Origin of the sequence: Desulfonatronovibrio magnus (genome assembly GCF_000934755.1) — a bacterium.
Lineage (GTDB): Bacteria > Desulfobacterota > Desulfovibrionia > Desulfovibrionales > Desulfonatronovibrionaceae > Desulfonatronovibrio > Desulfonatronovibrio magnus.
On record NZ_JYNP01000051.1, the window covers coordinates 19,104 to 39,653 of the forward strand.

Here is a 20,550-nt window from a genome sequence, read left to right on the forward strand (position 1 = left end):
TTTTTTTGTAATCATTTTAAGGAGGATATAACATGGCTGCCAAGCAGATATTGTTTGATGTAAAAGCACGCGAGAAATTGCAGAAAGGTTTAGATAAACTTGCAGAAGCTGTTAAGGTCACACTCGGACCCAAAGGCAGAAACGTAGTTATAGAAAAATCTTTTGGTTCCCCCACCATCACCAAGGATGGTGTTACAGTTGCCAAGGAAATCGAGCTTGATGACAAGTTTGAAAACATGGGCGCACAAATGGTTAAGGAAGTTGCATCCAAGACTAGTGACGTAGCTGGTGATGGAACAACCACAGCAACAGTTCTTGCACAGGCCATATTTAATGAAGGTGTAAAACTCGTGGCTGCAGGAAGAAACCCCATGGCCATTAAACGCGGCGTGGAAAAGGCTGTTGAGGCAGTTGTAGAGGAACTGGACAAAATCGCCAAGCCTACCAGAGATCAGAAGGAAATTGCTCAGGTTGGTACTATTTCAGCCAATAATGATGCAACAATCGGCAACATTATTGCCGAGGCCATGAACAAGGTAGGCAAGGAAGGCGTAATCACCGTAGAAGAAGCCAAGGGTCTGGAAACTACACTTGATGTAGTTGAAGGTATGCAGTTTGACCGTGGTTATCTCTCACCCTACTTTGTGACTGATGCCGAAAAGATGGTTTGCGAAATGGATGAGCCACTGATTCTTCTTTGTGAAAAGAAAATATCCGCTATGAAGGATCTGCTCCCTGTCCTTGAGCAGGTTGCTAAAATGAGTAAGCCACTGGTCATAATTGCTGAAGACATTGAAGGCGAGGCACTGGCAACTCTGGTCGTGAATAAACTTCGCGGCACTCTGCAGGTAACAGCAGTCAAGGCTCCTGGATTTGGTGAAAGACGCAAAGCCATGCTCCAGGACATAGCCATTCTCACTGGCGGCCAGGTAGTTTCCGAAGATCTTGGTATCAAACTGGAAAATATCACTGCTAATGATCTTGGAAGCGCCAAGCGAGTTGTGATTGACAAGGAAAACACAACTATAGTTGACGGCGCAGGTAAAGGTGACGACATTAAGGCCAGAGTTAAGCAGATCAGGGCTGAAATTGATGAAACCTCTTCAGACTACGATCGTGAAAAATTACAGGAAAGACTGGCCAAAATTGTTGGCGGAGTCGCAGTAATTAATGTCGGCGCTGCAACTGAAACAGAAATGAAAGAGAAAAAGGCTCGTGTAGAAGATGCGCTCAATGCAACCCGCGCTGCTGTTGAAGAAGGCATTGTCCCTGGTGGAGGTGTTGCATTTATCAGAACTCTACCTGTGTTAGACAAGGTAAAGCCGGCTGATGACGATGAAAATGCAGGCGTTGAGATTGTACGCAAGGCCATTGTTGCTCCATTGCGTCAAATCTGCATGAACGCTGGTTTTGAAGGTGCTTTGATTATTGAAAAAGTTAAGACCAGCAAGGACGGTGAAGGCTTTAACGCTGCAACTGGTGAATATGAAGACCTCATCGCTGCAGGTGTGATCGATCCTAAGAAGGTCAGCCGCATTGCCCTTCAAAACGCATCTTCAGTGGCTGCCCTCCTTATGACCACAGAGGCTGCCATCGCTGAAAAGCCAGATGACAAGAAGGATGCACCTCCAATGCCTGGTGGAATGGGCGGAATGGGAGGAATGGGCGGTATGTACTAACATCCCCCGTTTTTTATATATATTGTCAAAAGGCCGGACCAAGTCCGGCCTTTTTTCTTTTCAACTTCACTTATATTTTGTAAAAGCTTCTAAGTAACTAAAACCAAATTAGTAATAAATTCAGATCATTACGGTTTTACCAAACAGATTGCTTCGGTCTCTCAAGCTCCCTCGTGGGTGACAGGTTTTCAGCAAGTACATCCCTGACAGCTCAGGTGTCATTGCGAGCGAGTCTTCGAGCGGGGCAATCCTTGTTGCGAGCGAAGCGAAGTAATCTCGTGCTAAGGCTATTTCAAATTACTAACAGGTTAGGTCCCGGACCCCCGGGGTAAGGAGCTTGTAAATCCCGGGAGCAATATATATAATGTGCGCATCATTGGTAAGCCTTCATTCAGGATGGGTTCATAATGTCACTTTGCACTAAAAAGTTAATCAGGTCACATGGTGGAGAGATTTACAGTGCTGCAAAGATCCTGGGCTGTGATCCAAAAGAAATCACTGATTTTTCTTCCAGCATAAACCCTTTTGGCCCACCGGACAGCGTATATCCTGCCATAGCTTCCAGCCTATGGAACATTTCAAGCTACCCTGATCCTTTCAGCACTGAATTGATCAATTCAGCGGCCAGAAGATTTAAAATACCTCCGCAAAATGTCTGTGCCTCCAATGGTGCAACAGAGATTATTGATTTACTGCCTTCGCTGCTTGATGTGCAACAGGTAGTAATTCCCTGCCCTGCCTACAATGGATACAGAGAAGCCGCGCAACGGTTTGAAGTACATCACAAACTGGTTTTTGCATCTAATACACCCGAGAGCATCTTTCCCGGCCTTGATGAAATCAAATCATCTTTGAGCGTGCCGTCACTAATATTTATTGGAAGACCAAATAATCCCACCAGCCATATGCCTGACGTCAATATGCTCATGCGTCTTGCAAGCGAGCATCCAGACTCATACCTGATAATTGACGAATCCTTTCTGAACTTTGTTCCTGACACAGACAGTTTGATTCATCTTAATCTGCCTAACGTGGTAATTATTTACTCATTAACCAAATTCTTCTCCATCCCGGGCTTACGGCTGGGACTCGCCATGGGGCCTCCTGACATAATATCCGGACTTGCCGCTCTTATTTCCGGATGGTCTGTTAATGTCTTTGCCCAGGCTGCAGGCAAGGCATGTCTTGAAGATGATGCATTTATAAACAAAAATATATTGCGCGTGAATTCTGCCAGAAAATCACTTTTACGCAAACTGCAATCCTTCCCACAACTTGCTACCTTCCATCCTCAGGCCAACTTTATTTTGTGTCGACTTACTGATTCTCAGCTATGTGCCAGTGAACTCAAATCAAAACTGCTGAAAAATAAAATTTTGATCAGGTCTTGTGAGGACTTTGATGGACTTGATGCATCATTTTTTCGTCTGGCAGTCAAATCTGAAGAAGATCAAAACAAGCTCGTCCAGTCACTAAGCCTGATATTTCGCAATGATAGTTACTTCATAAGAAGAGACAGATCCAAAACACCGTCTATTATGATTCAAGGCACCTCATCCGGAGCAGGAAAAAGCCTGATCTGTGCCGCGCTTTGCCGAATACTTTATCAGGATGGGGTAAAGGTTGCCCCTTTCAAGTCGCAGAATATGTCTTTAAACTCATTCGTTACCCGTGCAGGGCATGAGATGGGGAGGGCCCAGGTTGTTCAGGCACGTGCATGCGGCCTTGATCCTGATGCCCGCATGAATCCTGTTTTGCTCAAACCCAACTCCGACACAGGTTCACAGGTTATTGTCATGGGCAAACCGGCTGGAAACATGAATGTAGACCAGTACATCACGTACAAGAAAGAACTTTTTGAAAAAATCAAGTCCATCTATGACGAATTTGCGGCAGAATTTGAGGTCATCATCCTTGAAGGGGCAGGCAGTCCTGCAGAAATAAACCTGAAAAGCCATGATCTGGTTAACATGAACATGGCTGGCTTTGCCGAATCTAAAGTGCTTCTTACAGGCGATATTGACCGTGGTGGCGTTTTTGCATCTTTTGCAGGAACCATTCAAATGCTTGAACCATGGGAAAAAGAGATGGTTTCAGGTTTGATAATAAACAAGTTTAGAGGTCAGAAAAATCTTCTGCAAAGTGCCATTGATTACACAACCATAGCTACTGCGAAACCATGCCTTGGCGTGATTCCCTATGTTTACAATCTGACACTTCCTGAAGAGGATTCCGTGACCTTTAAAAACCACCAGTCTAATAAAACTGCACTGCGCCCTGACTCTGTTCATATTGGCATATTAGATCTGCCCCATATTTCCAACTTCACTGATTTTGATCCTCTGTATTGTGAACCAGATGTTAATATTACCATTATCAGAACCTTAAGTGATATCCCTGAAGATTTGGATGTATTGCTTCTTCCTGGCAGCAAGAATGTTCCCAGCGATTTTAATCAACTCAAAATCTCCGGCCTGGCCAATTTCATAAAAGCCTTCTCAAAACAGCCTGACAAGGAGGTTTTTGGAATATGCGCCGGCCTGCAGATGCTAGGACTTTCCATAACAGACTACCATGGTCTTGAGTCAAGTAATATTGAAACCCCTGGACTTGGCCTGCTGCCCATTAAGACCGGGATGATGTTAGAAAAAACTTTGCGACAGGTTCACGCCAAATGGATATGGAGTTCAGGTGAACAAGCAGACCTGACCGGATACGAAATTCATCATGGCCGAACCAGAGTTACCGGTTCAGTCCTTCAGCCAATAACAGCTGAGGATGACTATTTGCTTGGGGTTGCGCACCCAGTGCTGCACATTTCAGGTACATACCTGCATGGAATATTTGATGCTGATCAGTTCAGAAGGCAATGGATTGATAAAATCAGAACAAGAAAAGGGCTAACGACTCTGGTTCAGGTTCAAAGTGTGTATGATATTGATCTCAGCCTGAATCGGCTGGCAGAAGTTGTTAGAGAAAATATAGATATGAGAGAGATTTACAGACTATTGAAGATTAGATGAAGCTTTTCATAGTCACTCATTCTTGTACTCACTCATCCCCCCCATGAGCACATAAAGATTGGTATATCCGTTATCCTTAAGATAATGATATGCAGCCTGGCTGCGATTTTGAGTCCTGCAGAGGATGACTATATGACGATTTTTATCAAGGCCGGGATTCTGAACAAGAAGATTAAGCTGTGAAAGTGGTATATTTAATGATCCCTCAATCTTTCCGAGAGGACCGGATCTTTCGTGAGGCTCTCTGACATCAAGAATTATCAGATCATCATGCTTTTTCTGGATTTTATTTAACTCATGCTGATTAATAAAAAAACCAGACTCATCAGCGCAGGCTGCAACTGAAAGCAATGTTAAGCATAAGATTAATAGTGAAATAGGCTGAAAAAAGTAATTATGAAATGGCATTGAAAAAGTAATTGGAGGTGTTTGCTGGGCTGTGTTACCTAAGCTTGCACGCAGCATAATGAGAGTTATAAGCTCCTCACCCGCCCCGCCCGGGACTCAAAAAAACCTGTAATTAACTTGAAATAGCCCTTAAGCGTCAGGTATTGCCGCGCCCGCCCCAGATATAATGGCTGCGCCTGCACTGCGTTTAATCAACGGTATAAAATGACTCGCTCGCAATGACAATGACACCTGACCCGTCAGGGATGCAGATGCTCGAAACCTGTCATTATTTCATGTTTTTTGTTACAGGCTTGCAGCGGTAAATCATCAGATAAGCCCTTTGATCTGGTTCTGTGAAATATTGAAAGCTACAGAAAAAAGATGGTGTATGAAGTCAACATATTCCACGGCTATGGTGGGTGGGGCAGTGATGCGCGCTGGCGCAAAGTTGACAATACCCTTAATGCCGGCCTCAACAAGGTAATTGGCAGCTCGCTGCGCTCTTTCAGGTGGTGTGGTTATAATGCCGATTTCTACATATAGCTGCCTGGTTTGCTCTGGCAGCTTGCTGGAACAGATAACTTCCAGCCCGGCAATTTCTTCTCCGATCTTAAAAGGGTCACAGTCAAACGCACCAACTATGATAAACCCGCGTTTACGAAGAACTCCGTGGCGCAGCAAGGCTCGACCAAGATTACCAACCCCAACCAGAACCACATTCCATGTCCGATCCAGTCCCAGGCTCTGTTTTATAGCCTCTTTCAATTCATAGACATAATAGCCTACGCCTCGAACTCCGAATTCACCGAAATAGGCCAGATCCTTCCTGATTTGTGATGGGTTCACACCACATGAAGCTGCAAGCTTTTCTGAAGACACTACCTTGATCCCCTGATGCTCCATACCTTCTAATTCTTGAACGTATATGGCTAACCTGGAGATGGTCGCTCTGGGAATTCGGTCGTACTTCTGGTGACTCATAGTGAAAATAATAACAAGTATGTGTTTAAAAAAAGGGGAAGAGAAATCTCTTCCCCTTGTTCATTTCAACTTAAATGAAAGGATTAGCGAACAGGAGAATCAAGTTGATAACCAGAGCGTAAATGGCCAGAGATTCGATCATGGCCAGACCGATGAGCATGGTAACTGTGATTTTACCACTGGCTTCAGGGTTACGGGCTGTACCTTCACAAGCGCCCTTAAGACCAAGACCCTGTCCGATGCCTGTTCCAAATGCAGCAATACCCATACCAATGGCAGTTGCGAGAGCAATGTTGGAAATTACCTGTGGAGCAACTTCAGCAGCAAAAGCAACACTGGCCAGACCAACCAAGAAAACAGTGTTAAGAATAATCAGAAAAGTCTTACGCATTACAAAACCTCCTAAAAGTGTTATTATATACGGTCAAATGACCATTTCCCCCGAATCAGTTTCCATTCCTAATCTTTCATAAAATGCTGAAACCTGCTGATTAATGAGCTTCTTCAAAAGCACCCTTGAGATACATCATGGACAGCATGAAGAATACAAAAGCCTGCATAGTCTTCATAAGCAAAAAGAGCAGGAATATTGGTAATGAGCCAAGCAATGGAGCCAGAAGGAACATCAGAGCGATAACAATTTCTTCACCGCGAATGTTTCCGAAGAGCCTGAGAGTAAGTGAAAGCGGCCTGGCAAGATGGCTGACTATTTCAATGGGAAACATAATAGGTGCCAGCCACCAGTATGGACCCATGAAGTGTTTGATATATTTAAGCCCGTGAAGCTTGAATCCCCAGTAATTATAGTAGATAAAAACAAAGAGAGCCATACAGGCGGTTGTATTAATGTTGGCTGTAGGTGCATCAATACTTGGTATCAAACCGGCGACATTAAGTATCCAGATGTATATGAGCAGGGTGAACAGAACCGGGAACACCTTTCTTCCTGGCTCTCCCATATTAGCAACTACAAAGTCCTCAACTGCCTTGATCAAAAATTCAAAAAAATTCTGTACACCTCTTGGCACGAGAGTCATCTTGCGCGTAGCCATCCACCCCAGCAGCACCAGGATGGCGATAAAAAACCAGGAGTAAAGTACATGATGAGGTATATTCAGCCCTAGAAAACTGAAGAATTCCTTCAAAAACATCCATTGGTAAAGATCTTCCATTTATTAAGCCTCCTTGAATTTTTGACCAACCAGAGTGGCGCCAAATATTAAAACATTCAACAGAACAATACTTAACCCGATCAGCAAAGCGTATATGCTGGCTCCCCAATAAACAATGGCCAGGAACAAAACCAGTCCGGTCAGCCCCAGCCTTATATAAAAACTGAAAAGAAGCGGCGTAACCGCGCCTTTTCTCATATGCACCAACTCTTGAATAAGCTTGGCAAGAAAATAAAAATTAAAAGTTCCAAGTGCAGCGCCGGTTAAAAAACCTGTCAGCATAGGTACTGAAAAAAATATGGCAAAAAAAATCGTGCCCAGAACACATAAGTAAATCTGATTACGAACCAGCACCCTGACCTGATGCAAGACCAGGCCCCTGCCATGCAAAAATCGCTCAACCTGCCTGTTGATCCTGCCCGGAATCACGTTTTTTTTCTTCCTCATGAATCTTTTTCGCTTCAATATACATATTTTTGAATCCGGCTGCAATCCCAAAAAACAGGAACCCGATCAAAAACCAGGGCTGAGTACCCAGCCATTTGTCCAGAAAATAACCAATGGCAAACCCCACAAATGTGCAGGATACTAAATGAATACCTAACAGACTCGCCTTGCCGAGATCTCCTAAAAGAGCCTGCTTATTTTTGGACTTAAAAAACATATTTGAAGATAATTCCGTTTTGATTATTTACACTCAGCCTGCATGTCATTATGCCGATCATATGGCTGCAGAGCAACGTATAAAAGTGCTTTCGTTCACAAGTTCTGCCGTTTATCACACCACCTTGCACTAAGTCAATGCTTAACTCTTATCAAATTTAAAATCAGTGCGATTTTTTTCTCGCCCCATGATTGCCTCTCATAAGGCTCAGCCCAACAAGTCAGCAAGGCTGTTCTCATGTGAAAAAAGGCATGCAAAAATAACAATCTTGCTTTTTGAAGCCAGGAGAGCTAAATTAAAAAGTTATTTGCTGAATCATTCTGGTGTGTATGCCCAACTTCTACCCTCCGGTGGAACGGCTTATAAATTCAGGTATCTGCTCGGGAGCATTACGCGTTTCTGAAAAGTCAATTGGGGACAGCCCCCCTCCGGGCTGTTAGCCTCCGGGCAGGAAGCCGGGTCAAGCTGTCACAATCAAGTTTATACCCCAAAAAACAGTTATGACATGCAATTCGGATTTAAAGTTTTCAGAAACGCGTAATGCTCCCATATGTTCCCATCACGCCTGACAAACACCAAACCTCTCTCAATTCAAAAACAGGAATCAGAGCATGAAAAAAACCAAGCCTTTGCAGTCTTCCAAGCTAAGCGTATCCCTTTCGCCTTCAAGACTAAAATTTTCAGAAACCAGGGCAGCCCGCTATGGTTCATTTGATTCTAAAAAGTGTCAACACAGGGCTTTCGAGGCTTCTGTTCTCGCTCTTGCCATTAATCGACCTGGTTACAATATCTATCTTTCCGGAGAAAAAGGACTTGGCAGAACCCACTTTATTCGAGACTTTTTAAACCCCAGAGCATCTGATATGCTCTCTCCCCCTGATCAAATATATGTCTGCAATTTTCAGAACCAGGATAATCCCAGGCTAATTACCATTTCATCAGGTTCAGGTCATACTTTCAAGCGTGACATGTCAGCTGCCCTTAAAACCATCAGGGAATCTATTCCAGCCGGATTTGAGCAGGATTTCTATGTTCGCAAGCACGGAGACATTATTAAGGAATATAATGATACTCGTGACAGCCTGCTTAATCGTATGGAAAATCAGGCTAATCAAAACGGATTCAGCCTCAACGTTGATGAAAATGGATCTCTGACTCTTTTCCCCCTTGTGGAGGGCAAGGTTTTGACTCCCGAGGAATTTGAAAAGCTGGACCAGGATTTGAAAAAAAATCTCAAGGATGAAAGTGCAAGGATCATGGAAGCTCTTCTTGGGCTATCTCGCCAGATCACCAAAAAAGAGCAGGATTTGCGTGAAAATGAGAAGAGGCTGGACCAGGAAGTGGCTGGTGAAAGAATTGATCAGTGCTTAAAGGATGTTCGTGAAAAATATGGCAATATCCAGGAGATCAAGTCCTTTTTGTCTGATTTGCGCTTCGATATTCTGGAAAATTTAGAACAGTTTCGTCCTCGGGAACAGCAGGCTGAAACCCAGACAGACCTCTTCGGCGCAAGCAACGAAGGTTTTTTTTCCCGGTATGAAGTCAACCTGTTTGTTGACAATTCCCAGGTCAAGGGTGCGCCGGTAATAGTAGCTGACAATCCTAACTATTTCAACTTATTGGGATGTATTGAGCGTGAATCTGAAATGGGCACTTACTATACAGACTTCACCCTGCTCAAAGCCGGAAGCATACATCAGGCTAATGGAGGATTTCTGATTATGCGGGCCGAGGATATTCTTGCCCAGCCTCAATCATGGGAAGGCCTGCTGCGTTGTTTGCGCTCAGGAAAAGCTGAAATAGACGACCCTTCGGATCATTACGATATGGTTCGCACCAGAACCATTCGACCTGACCCTGTTCCCTTAAACCTCAAAATTATTATTATCGGCTCGGATGAGCTTTATGAAATCCTTCTCGATGCTGATGAGAGGTTTGGCAAGCTTTTCAAGATTAAGGCTCATATGCGGGAAACCATGCCCCGCAACCAGGAATCCATACATGAACAGAGCCTGATTCTTGCCCGCATTGCAGCTGAAAATGATCTAAGGACCTTCACAAGAGAAGCTGTTGCCTCACTCATTGACCACTCATCCCGGCTTGCAGGAGATCAGCAAAAACTTTCCCTGAAATTTTCATTGATATCAGAACTTATGATTGAAGCTGATGCCTTTGCCTCCATGGACAGGAAGACCAAAGTTGATACTGACTCTGTCCAGAGAGCGCTTGAAGCAAGAAAGTACCGCATGAACCTTTACGAAGATGAGTTTTTATCGGAATATGAACGTGAAGCCATCAAGGTGCAAACCAGCGGCTATGCAGTAGGACGAGCCAATGGACTGGCCGTGTCTGTCTATGGAGACTATGTTCTGGCACTGCCTCATCAGATTTCATGCACCATTGGAGTCGGCCACGGCGGCATCATGGATCTTGAGCGGGAAGCCGAACTGGGTGGCCCCATCCACACCAAGGGCATGATGATAATCAAGGGCTTTCTGCAGAATCTTTTTGCCCAGGACAAGCCACTTGTGCTTTCCGGAAGTCTTTGCTTTGAGCAGAGCTATGTGCACATTGATGGAGACTCAGCTTCAGGAGCAGAGCTGGCAGCACTTCTGTCTGCTCTTTCAGGCTGTCCTATTAACCTTTCCTATGCTTTTACAGGAGCCGTAAGCCAGTCAGGAGCTGTTATGGCCGTGGGTGAGGTCACCAGAAAAATTGAAGGCTACTATGAAGTCTGTAAACGAAAGGGCCTTACCGGTCAACAGGGAGTCATCATTCCCAGAGATAATGTCACCAACCTTATGCTCAGTCAGGAAGTGGTGGATGCTGCCAGCCAGGGCAGGTTCAGCATTTATCCAGTGGAAAATATAGAACAGGCCATGGAGATCATGACCGGGATCAAGGCAGGGCAAAGGCTGAGCAGCGGCAACTTCTCTCCCAGTTCACTATATATGAAGGTAAATGACTGTCTGAGACAGCTTGCTCATCTTGCAGATCAAAAAGTCAAAAAAAGCAATCCCAGGAAAAAAAACATGTAATGCGGGCTGTGCTCTCAACCCAATTTAAACAAGGATCGTTAAGCTGGGGCGATAACCATAATTTTCAGACTGAAGGCTGAAGGCTGAAGACTGAAGGCTGAAGAGTAAGGATCCTGGGTATTATTGCTCTTGTCAGGGTTAAAAATTATCTTGTTTTTCTATACAGGATTGAGGCAGTAAGTTACTAAGCTTTTTCCGCGACCTTGCACGGAAAAAGTGACCCCTTCGGGGCAAAAGAGACTGCCCACCCCGGTTGAATGGAAGAGATTCAACTGGGCAGGCGGAATACTCGGACAAACACTGAATAAAGAAAAGAGACATTTTCCGTGTCCTTCCGTGTGTTCCGTGGGCAAAACCTCTTGGCTTTCTTTGAAAATGAAACAACATGTTGGTTTTAAATTTCCCCTAAGCGCCTAATGGATAACCGACATCATGCCTCTGACTCTTCAGGACTGATTCGAAACAGGATGACATACAGAATCGGGGCCACAATCAGGGTAAGTATTGTGGCAAAAGTCAGCCCGAACACAATGGCGATGGCCATGGATATCCAGAAGTGGTCAAACAGCAGCGGAGTCATGCCCATAACCGTTGACAGAGTGGCCATCATCACCGGCCGCAGCCTGCTCACTGAAGCATCTAATACAGCATCATATCGCTTTCGTCCCTCTTCTATATACATATCGATCTGATCAATCAGGACAACCACATTTTTTATTAGCATTCCCGAAAGACTGAGGACACCCAGCAAAGCAAGAAAGCCAAACGGCTGACTTGTCAGGAGCAGACCTGCAGTAACTCCCACCATGGTTAGAGGCAAAACAAAAAGTATGATCAATGGCTGTTTGAAACTGCTGAACAGCCCCACAACCACTATGGCCATAAGCATGAAGCTTATGGGAACTCCTGCCAAAACCTCCTGCTGGGAATCACTGGATTTCTCATACTCTCCACCCCAGTGCATACTGTAGCCTGGCGGCAGTTGAATGGATTCTATATCATGCTGAATTCTGTTCATCATTTCCTGGGCATTACCGGAAATGGTCTCTGCCTGAGCCGTAATGGTCCGCTGATTATTACGTCTGATTATCAGGGCATCTTCCCATGTCAGATCTGCACTGCTGACCGTCTGCCCCAGCGGAACTCCCTGCTGTGCTTCGGGTGTTCGCACATCGAGAGCATAAATATCTTCCAGGCGCTGTCTGTATTCCAGTGGCGGACGCAAGACTATGGGCATCAGCTTGTCATCCTCGCGAAACAGTCCGATACTGATGCCGTCAAAATTAAGTTTCAGGGCTCTGGCAATATCTTCACGCTGGACCCCGGACCTGATACCTCTTGCCTGCGAATATTCCAGCTGGTAAAGCTTAACCTGATGTCTCCAGTTCTGGCGCACCTCTTTGGCATCATGATCAAGGCGCATGATATCCTTGGCCTGGCTGGCCAGTCCGCGCAGCACATCTCTGTCTGGTCCACTGAACCTTACCTCCACTGAATATTCAACTGGCGGTCCCATGGGGAACTTGCGCACCCTGGGCTCAGCATACGGATAATTATTCAACAGATAATTCTCAGCATCGTCTTTTACTCTGTCCAAATGTTCTGGATCATTAATATTCAGGATAATCTGAGCGTAGCTGCTGTTGGGAAATCTCGGTTCCATGGGAAGATAAAATCTTGGAGCTCCTTCACCTATAAATGAGGCTACCGCTTCAATGTCAGGATGTTCCAGTAAAGTCTTTTCAATGGTTTTCAGGTCTTCAGAAACTGACTGCAGCCTGGATCCCTCCGGCAGCCAGTAATCTACTTTGAGCTGAGGTCTTGTGGATGGAGGGAAGAATGACTGCTCCACTTGCGTGAATCCAGTTAGAGACACTGCAAACATTATTACCATCAAAAGAAGCACCAATGACTTTTTATTCATGCTCCAGGCAAGCAAAGCCCTGTATATCCTGTAAAGTCTCCCTCCATGCGGGTTGGAACGGGCATTTCTGGAATCAACATCCTTGCCGAGAAACATGTGACACCAGAGAGGAGTCACGCTCATGGCTAGAAACCAGCTAACTATGAGTGATACTGCAATGACAGTGAACAATCCTCTTGTGTATTCTCCAGTGTCATCTCCGGCCAGCACTATGGGCATGAATGCAAAAATTGCTACCAGTGTAGCCCCGAGAAGGGGCCAGGCTGTTTCTCGGACAGTTGCAGCAGCCGCTTCCAGCTTTTTCATGCCGGTCTGCATTTTTACCATAACGCCTTCTGTAATGACTATTGAGTTGTCCACCAGCATACCCAGTGCAATAATCAGTGCTCCCAGGCTGACCCGGTCCAGGTCCATACCCATATAGCGCATAAAGGCAAAGGTGATCAAAATGGTCAGAAGCAGGCCGTTGCCAATAATCAGCCCGCTTCTAAGCCCCATGAAAAGCAAAAGAAGAATGACGACAATGGCCACTGCCTGCATTAAATTGAGCATGAAAGTGTTGATTGCCTCATTGACCTGATCAGCCTCAAAGGCAATATAGTGGGTTTCGAGCCCTGGAGGAAGACGGTCCTGCATCTGTTCCAGCCGATCAGTAACTCCCTGCCCCATCTCAATTACATTTCCGCCTGCAACCGTTGAAACAGCTATGCCTATGGCATCCTGACCATTATAGCGAAGCATGCTGGTTTTCGGTTCCAGCACACCCTTATAAACATTGGCCACATCCCGTAAAAGTACAACATGCTCGGATCCGGTTTCCTGCTCAGCTAAACCAAGCATTAGATCGCCTATTGAATCCGCACTTTTAAACTCACCGCTTAGTGATAACCTAAGCCTTTCCCTTCCCAGATCTGCGTAACCCGAATCCATAACCTTGCTCAACTGTTCAAGCTGTGAAACCACTCTGCCAAAGGGTATTCCAAGCTGAGCAAGTCTTGCGCGGGATATTTCCACATAAACACATTCAGTCTGTTCACCCCAGAGCTCCACTCTCGCTACCTGGTCCACCAGAAACAGCTCGGTTTTAATCAGGTCGGCATATTTTTTCAGCTCCGCGTACTCATAATCTTTACCGGTGAGGGCAATGAGAACTCCGAAAACGTCGCCAAAATCGTCGATAACTATGGATGGGCCTGCACCGGGGGGGAGTTGAGCCTGAACATCATGAATCTTGCGCCTTAAATGGTCCCATTGCTGAGGAACTTCACCTGATGAAAGGCCTTCGTCCAGAAAGACATGGGCTACAGAAAGACCGGCTCTTGACTCGGTTTCAATATAAAACAGGCGATCAAGTTTCTGAACAGCCTGCTCGATCTTTTCCGAGACCTCCTTTTCCACCTGAAGAGGTGAAGCACCGGGATAAGATGTGACGACCAGGGCAACCTTGACAGTAAACTGTGGATCTTCCAGCTTGCCCATTTTAAAGTAGGAAACCAGTCCTGAAACAGCCAGTACTACAGAAAGAAACAAAAAAAAGGTCTTGCGCTTAACTGCTGCTTCCGCAATACTCATGGTTTAATCTTGCCCCAGGTTTCTAACTGGCTGCCCTTCCCACAAATAACCAGCACCTGCAATTACAATAATTTCGCCAGGTTCTAATCCATCAACTATTTCTACTTTATTGCCACTGATTCGGCCTGTCCCGACCTTTCTGGAAAAAACCCTGTCCTCAACTGGGTCCAGCACCCATACAAGAGGAGTTGCATCATCTGCGGCCACCAGGGCAGTTTCTGGAATTTTGATCCTGGTTAAAGAATCTGCAGGCTGATTTATATGGAGAAAAACATCAGCAGCCATTGAGGGGTATACAGAAAGATTGCCCGGGCGTTGAAACTCAGCATTAAGGATGTAAGTGCGAGACACGGGAGATGCATCAGTGGAAATTTCCGTGATAACAGCAGGCAGTTCAAGAGCAGGATAAGCTTCGAGCACAACCCTGACTTTCTTGATATGATCTTTATGCAGCATTATCTGCTCTGGAATGTTGACTGATACTTCAAATGAAGATTGATCCTGCAGGTTGAAAATGGACTGCCCGGCCTGAACTAAATCAAAATTATCAACATATTTTTGAGAAATATATCCGCTGAAAGGAGCCATTAGCACAGAATCCTTCTTAGCAGAAACAGCCTCGTCAAGATTAGCCTCCAACGACCTGATCAAGGAACGTGCAGCGTCAATCTCCTCCTGTCGGGCTCCTGTCCTGGCTTTTTCAAGCTCCATTTGAAGCGATCTGACCTGACTTGTTGCTTCCACCCTTTTGCTGCGTGCGCTATCAAGATCAGCTGCTGCTACAGCCCCCATATGGTAAAGTCGCTCAATTCTGGAATATTGCAGATGAGCTTCGTCGGAAGCGGCCATGGCTGCATCAAGCTCGGCTTCAAGAGATCTGATATCTTCTTGCCTGGCCCCGGCAAGCATGGCCTGCAGGTTTGATCTGGCTTCATCCAGCCTGCCGCTGATATTTCTGACAGCAATGGAAAAATCTCGTTCATCCAGTCTGGCGAGTACCTGTCCCTGCTCAACAAAATCTCCTTTTTGGACATAAAGCTTATTAATCTGATTGGAAACCCTGAAAGCCAGGTTTACTTCCTGAACAGGCTTGACCAGACCGGGCAGCATTATGGAAGTGATTGTCGAACTCTCAGGCACAAGCATGGTCTTAACCGGGCGTAACACCTGCTCGCGAGGCTCCTGTGCATCACACCCCATACAAAACAACAGGAGAAAAAATACTGAAAATTTTTTAATAGACATATTTATGATCCATCATTCAAAAACTTCCCAAGGCAATATTTTTCTGCCCCATGGCATTGTATATGGAAGCCAGGGCCTTGAGATAGTCAGCATTGGCACTGATAAGATTTGCTTCCGCCCCGGAAAGCTTGGCCTGGGCATCCAGAACATCGGTATTGGTCCCAACCTGAGCCTCATACCTTGCTTGAGCCATTCGGTAACTTTCTCTTGCTTCTTCCAGAGCCTGGCGGGCTACCATAATTCTTTTACGGCTTTCTGAAATTTGCAGATATCCTACCTTGACTTCAAAGGCCACATTTCTGATAAGACTTTCATATTCCGCCATAAGCTCCCTTATCTTCTGTCCATCCTGCTTATACGCGTAATATGTTCTCCCCCACTCAAACAGAGTCCATTCCATCCTGAGACTTGCTCTCCATTCATCCCTGTCCTGAAGTTTGCTGCCACTCACTGCAGGACTGTCCCCTCTGCGGTAATAGTCAAAATTAGCCCCCAGACTGGGATAAAAAGAACTGGCTGTAATTCTTTCATCCTTCAACGCCATTTGAACACTTTTGTCTGCCATAAAAATGTCCGGCCTGTTGGCCAGTGCCAGCTCTCTGCATTCTTCAAGCTCCAGCTCAAAAGGTATGTAGATGAGTTCTCCCTGATATTTGGTATTTTGGCCCAGCGGAATAAACAAAAGCATGTCCAGTTTTGCTTCAAGGTTATCCACAGCGTTTTCAGCTGAAATAAGATCCTGCTCCGCCTGCGCAACATCCACCTGAGCCTGAAGCACATCCAGTTTTGGTGCCAGTCCCACATCATAAAATGACTGACTGACGTTAAGATGAGACTTCAGCCTTGTCAGTGAATCATTTGCTACCCGGACCGATTCCCTTGCTGCCAGCAGATCCATAAAAGTTCTCTGAATTTCCAGAATCAAATCCAGTTCCGCTTTGGTTAGTTGAGAATTGACCATTTCATTACCAAGCCTGGCTTTTTCGTAGCTGCTTAAAATACGATACCCAGTAAAAATCGGCTGCTGTACATTCAAATTAAAAGACCACATATCACGAGAGTCTTTTATCCTTCTGCCAGTGGCCGGATCCATGCCACTGGGCCTTTCATCGAGACGAGTATATGTGTATGTGGATTTAAGGGTCGGCCCAAAAGCCCCTCTTGCCGACTTTACACCATACTCTGATCCCAGCAGGGCTTCACGAACCGCTTGCAGTGACTGGTTACGTTCAAGCCCCAAACGAACTGCTTTTTCAAGATCCAAGGCGCTCTCAGCCTGAGCTTTGGCACCAGGCATGAACAAAAATAAACAGAGCACAGCAAATACAGCTATTAAATTCAATAAACGCATAATAAACTCCTGACAGAAATTAAGTATCAGTTCAGCATCTTGTAGTGCAAAGGTCAACCCACAAGTATTTTGATATAATGCAATTGCTCGCCACCCCATAGCCTGCTCTCAAGCCTTTAGAATTACAACCTTTTTGTGTCAACATAGCGCTTCTAAGTAACTGGAATAGTTTTGCTAATAAAATCAGATATTTACAGCTTTCACATTTTGACGATTTTTGCTTTGATTGATGCACATTTGCCAGCAAAATTCCGTCAAAGATGGGAACTTTGCACCTGGCACAGCTTCCTGCCCGGAGGCTTACAGCCCGGAGGGGGACTGTCCCTCGCTGTGTAAATTTTTCCATTGAAGCAAATTTCTTCCAGGAATCAATGGAGCATCAATCTGTTTTATAGTACCTCGCGTGGACTGTCCCAGTTTCCAAATATGGGACAGCTCTTCAAGGTGGAGGCGGCTTCCAGCCGCCTGGAATTTAATAGCCTGCAGGATGCAGGCTCCACTTTAAAGACAGTTACTCGCAGGTTCGGTCCTGGTTCGCCCAGGTGAGGAGCTTACAAGTAACTAGAATCGAATATGTAATAAATTCAGAATATTATGGTTTTACCATACAGATTGCTTCGGTCGCTTAGGCTCACTTGTGGGTGACAGGTTTTGAGCAACCACATCCCTGACAGCTCAGGTGTCATTGCGAGCGAAGCGAAGCAATCTCGCGCTAAGGCTGTTTTTCTTGTTCCCAGGCTCCAGCCTGGGAATACCACTTTTTTGGTGGCTCCAGCCACATTTTGAAGAAGCGGCTGGTGCCGCAAGAACTAAACGTCCCCAGGCTGGAGCCTGGGAACGAGGGGTGTAAGTTACTCACACGTTCAGTCCCGGTCCCCCCGGTGAGGAGCTTTCAAGCAAAACAGGAGGCAGGCAGCGTCAAGCATCGAGCAGATAACCATTTTCAACCAATGATCTCAGCATGGTAATGTCATAACAACTAATCCCGCAAAGCTGCAACCTCTTCAATAGTAAGACCGGTTTTCAAAGCAATGGTTTCATCGTCCAGAACCTCCAGAAGGTTTCGAGCCATTTTTAAAGTAGTCTCTTCGCGCCCTTTTACCAACCCTTGTTTCAAACCCTCTTCACGCCCTTTTGCCAATCCTTGCTCAATGCCTTCTTCCCGCCCTTTTACCAAGCCTTGTTCAAGGCCTTCCTTCCGCCCTTTTACCAAGCCTTGCTCATGGCCTTCTTCGAGTCCTTCATCACGTGCCGTATCCAGAACATTTTTCAAGTCCCGATAATATTTCAAACTGTCCTCGTATTTCAAAACCTCATCCCGGCTAAAGTTGGCGATTTCTGCCACCTGGAAAAATTTTTCGAAAATCTGTTCCCTTAATGCGTCAGGAACCCTGTCCAACCGGTCAAGGTGCTTGATGGCATAAAGCCACTTGTCAAACCTGGTTTCCAGCTGATCAAGACTTTTGCGGAATTTGGGCAACTCCAGATAGATAAAGGTCAGCTTGTCGTAGAACACCTTGTTGGTGACTATGTCCTGGAGTTTGATGTCGTACCGATACTTGTCAGGATCATTTTTATCCTCGTCAAAAATAAAATCAAGAATGCCGATGGTGTACACGGCCTTGAGTTCAAAATTCCAATCCCCGCGCTGGGCTTGATGCTGGATGGGAAAAGTAGCATAAAATACGCTGCGATCCTTGAAAAAATTCTGCTTGGCCTTTTGCAGCTCTACAATAAACTTCTCGCCGCGCTGGTTTTCACAGTACAGGTCAAAAATTGCCTTGCGGTCAAGACCTGTGGCACCAAGATGTTCGTCTTTAAGATATGTCAAATCTACGATTTCCCCCTGTTCATCCTTGAGCAGCTCGTTTAAAAAGTCACGCAGCAAATCCTTGTTGGGTTCTTCACCAAAAAGGCGCTTAAACCCATAGTCAGTAAAAAAATTGACATAGCGATCTTTTAAATACGTCATATAAAACTCCTCACAAAGTGATCTTCCAGGTAACCCAACCGTATAAGCAATAAATTCACAGCATTATGGCTCTACCATACAGATTGCTTCAGTCTATTAGGCTCCCTCGCAATGACATGCCTTGAGCAACTACTTCCCTTACAGATATAACAGCTCAGGTGTCATTGCGAGCGAGTCTTTTTCCGTTAAATACACGCAGGTCGGGCGCAGCCATTCAACAATAGCGAACGGACGGTTAAAATATCTTATTTTGGTTGAGTGCGAAGTCAGGAACATCCCCAGAGCCAGGCCGTCACAATCAGATTTCAAACCAAAATAACTATGACATACAACTCAAATTTTAAATTTTTTAGAAACGCGTAATATTCCCTCCAGGATTCTTCAGTTAATTTTTAGCCAAGTTGTATTATTAGTCAACCCGTTTAACGAGACACAAAGCAACCCCGCCAGGATCACGAGTCATCGCATCTAAGACTGTCAAAATCTATCTCCTGAATATTGGCAAACGCTATCAAAAATAAATCCTTGCATTGCTTAAAAAAAAAAATTAATCAAATAATTACTGTTTCGGCGAAACCAAAAATCAAGCCACATTACCATGGTTAGATGCTAAGATATGAGTAAGGCAGACATGATGTAAACAAGTAAAGGCCGGGACATAAGACAGGAGTAAATGGAGCTGCATTTAAATGCTCCCACATTCATAAACCTTACAACTAATTTTTAAATGGAGACTGTTATGTTGGAAGGCATTATTCTATTGACCGCTTTGCTCGTATTAGGCGTGATCCTTAAGGCCCTGCACAGTGAACATGGTCCTCATAAAAATGGAAATCATTAATTTTCGTTGCGGATAAACCCTGGGGTTTACACCGTAAAACAAACTGACATCAGTACTGTGCGCCCGTAGCTCAGCCGGATAGAGCGTCGGACTTCGAATCCGCAGGCCGGGGGTTCGAATCCCTCCGGGCGCACCAATAAATCTCAATTATTTCAATATGTTATACTGTAGCGGAACTTCCGCCTGCTGGGGTGACTCACCCCTATGACTCACCACCCCTTCAGTCTTGGCAGAAGATTGAGGGGGTTCTTTTTTGATAAATACATTCACCAGGTCTGCCTTTACTTCGCGAAGTGAGTGCAGGTACTTAGTAGCTCCTCACCTGGGCGGCCCGGGATAAAACTTGTGAGAAACTGTCTTTAAAGTGGAGCCTGCATCCTGCAGGCTATTTAATTCCAGGCGGCTGGAAGCCGCCTCCACCTTGAAGAACAGTCCCATATTTGGAAATTGGGACAGTCCCCGCGAGGTACTATAAAAAAGATTGATGCTGCATTGGTTCCTGGAAGTAATTTGCTTCAATGGAAAAATTTACACAGCGAGGGACAGTCCCCCTCCGGGCTGTAAGCCTCCGGGCAGGAAGCTGTGCCAGGCGCGGTAGATGTCAAGAAAGATGTCGCATCTAAGCCGCTTTTTTTTCTGTGTTAGATGTTCTTTTTTTATTCAAGGTAACTTCAGTCGGTGCGCTCCAATTTCTGGTA

Annotated in this window: 13 protein-coding genes and 1 tRNA gene; 4 read left to right on the forward strand and 10 right to left on the reverse strand. The window is 45.3% G+C overall.

Features of this window, described 5'->3' with window-relative positions; genetic code table 11:
• Positions 1 to 32 precede the first annotated feature (32 nt).
• On the forward strand, positions 33 to 1,679 hold the full coding sequence (gene groL / locus LZ23_RS06880) for a chaperonin GroEL (protein ID WP_045212732.1): 1,647 nt from the start codon (positions 33 to 35) through the stop codon (positions 1,677 to 1,679).
• Positions 1,680 to 2,086: 407 nt separating this feature from the next.
• The gene (locus LZ23_RS06885) at positions 2,087 to 4,702 is read left to right on the forward strand and encodes a cobyric acid synthase (protein WP_045212734.1); all 2,616 of its coding nucleotides are present in this window, start codon (positions 2,087 to 2,089) and stop codon (positions 4,700 to 4,702) included.
• 12 nt (positions 4,703 to 4,714) lie between these two features.
• On the opposite strand, the gene LZ23_RS06890 is transcribed toward LZ23_RS06885, so the two are convergent.
• From LZ23_RS06890 to LZ23_RS06915, 6 genes are all read right to left on the reverse strand, one after another.
• Complete coding sequence (locus tag LZ23_RS06890; protein WP_198145927.1) at positions 4,715 to 5,053, reverse strand: rhodanese-like domain-containing protein; 339 nt, start codon at positions 5,051 to 5,053, stop codon at positions 4,715 to 4,717.
• Between the two features lie 366 nt (positions 5,054 to 5,419).
• Entirely contained in the window at positions 5,420 to 6,073 is a 654-nt protein-coding gene (locus LZ23_RS06895; protein WP_045212735.1) for a redox-sensing transcriptional repressor Rex, read from the reverse strand.
• 70 nt (positions 6,074 to 6,143) lie between these two features.
• Positions 6,144 to 6,464 carry an ATP synthase F0 subunit C gene (gene atpE / locus LZ23_RS06900; protein ID WP_045212737.1) on the reverse strand — a complete coding sequence of 107 codons (321 nt, stop codon included), beginning with the start codon at positions 6,462 to 6,464 and terminating at the stop codon, positions 6,144 to 6,146.
• Positions 6,465 to 6,564: 100 nt separating this feature from the next.
• On the reverse strand, positions 6,565 to 7,245 hold the full coding sequence (atpB, locus tag LZ23_RS06905; RefSeq protein ID WP_052507172.1) for a F0F1 ATP synthase subunit A: 681 nt from the start codon (positions 7,243 to 7,245) through the stop codon (positions 6,565 to 6,567).
• A 3-nt stretch (positions 7,246 to 7,248) separates the two neighbouring features.
• Positions 7,249 to 7,692, reverse strand: coding sequence for an ATP synthase subunit I (locus LZ23_RS06910; RefSeq protein WP_045212738.1), 444 nt, complete (start codon positions 7,690 to 7,692; stop codon positions 7,249 to 7,251).
• Complete coding sequence (locus LZ23_RS06915) at positions 7,643 to 7,909, reverse strand: AtpZ/AtpI family protein (protein ID WP_045212739.1); 267 nt, start codon at positions 7,907 to 7,909, stop codon at positions 7,643 to 7,645. The genes LZ23_RS06910 and LZ23_RS06915 overlap by 50 nt, the downstream gene beginning before the upstream one ends.
• A 611-nt stretch (positions 7,910 to 8,520) precedes the next feature.
• On the opposite strand from LZ23_RS06915, the gene LZ23_RS06925 reads away from it, so the two are divergent.
• On the forward strand, positions 8,521 to 10,947 hold the full coding sequence (locus tag LZ23_RS06925; protein ID WP_045212745.1) for a Lon protease family protein: 2,427 nt from the start codon (positions 8,521 to 8,523) through the stop codon (positions 10,945 to 10,947).
• 430 nt (positions 10,948 to 11,377) lie between these two features.
• Here LZ23_RS06925 and LZ23_RS06930 read toward each other — a convergent pair whose 3' ends face one another.
• From LZ23_RS06930 to LZ23_RS06950, 4 genes are all read right to left on the reverse strand, one after another.
• Complete coding sequence (locus tag LZ23_RS06930; protein ID WP_045212747.1) at positions 11,378 to 14,443, reverse strand: efflux RND transporter permease subunit; 3,066 nt, start codon at positions 14,441 to 14,443, stop codon at positions 11,378 to 11,380.
• 3 nt (positions 14,444 to 14,446) lie between these two features.
• Entirely contained in the window at positions 14,447 to 15,688 is a 1,242-nt protein-coding gene (locus tag LZ23_RS06935) for an efflux RND transporter periplasmic adaptor subunit (protein WP_045212749.1), read from the reverse strand.
• A 16-nt stretch (positions 15,689 to 15,704) separates the two neighbouring features.
• The gene (locus LZ23_RS06940) at positions 15,705 to 17,039 is read right to left on the reverse strand and encodes a TolC family protein (RefSeq protein ID WP_052507176.1); all 1,335 of its coding nucleotides are present in this window, start codon (positions 17,037 to 17,039) and stop codon (positions 15,705 to 15,707) included.
• A gap of 979 nt (positions 17,040 to 18,018) precedes the next feature.
• Positions 18,019 to 19,011 (reverse strand): Rpn family recombination-promoting nuclease/putative transposase, encoded by a 993-nt coding sequence (locus LZ23_RS06950; RefSeq protein WP_045212752.1) that lies wholly within the window; start codon positions 19,009 to 19,011, stop codon positions 18,019 to 18,021.
• Positions 19,012 to 19,911: 900 nt separating this feature from the next.
• On the opposite strand from LZ23_RS06950, the gene LZ23_RS06955 reads away from it, so the two are divergent.
• Positions 19,912 to 19,988: transfer RNA gene (locus LZ23_RS06955), tRNA-Arg, on the forward strand.
• The last annotated feature ends 562 nt before the right edge of the window (positions 19,989 to 20,550 follow it).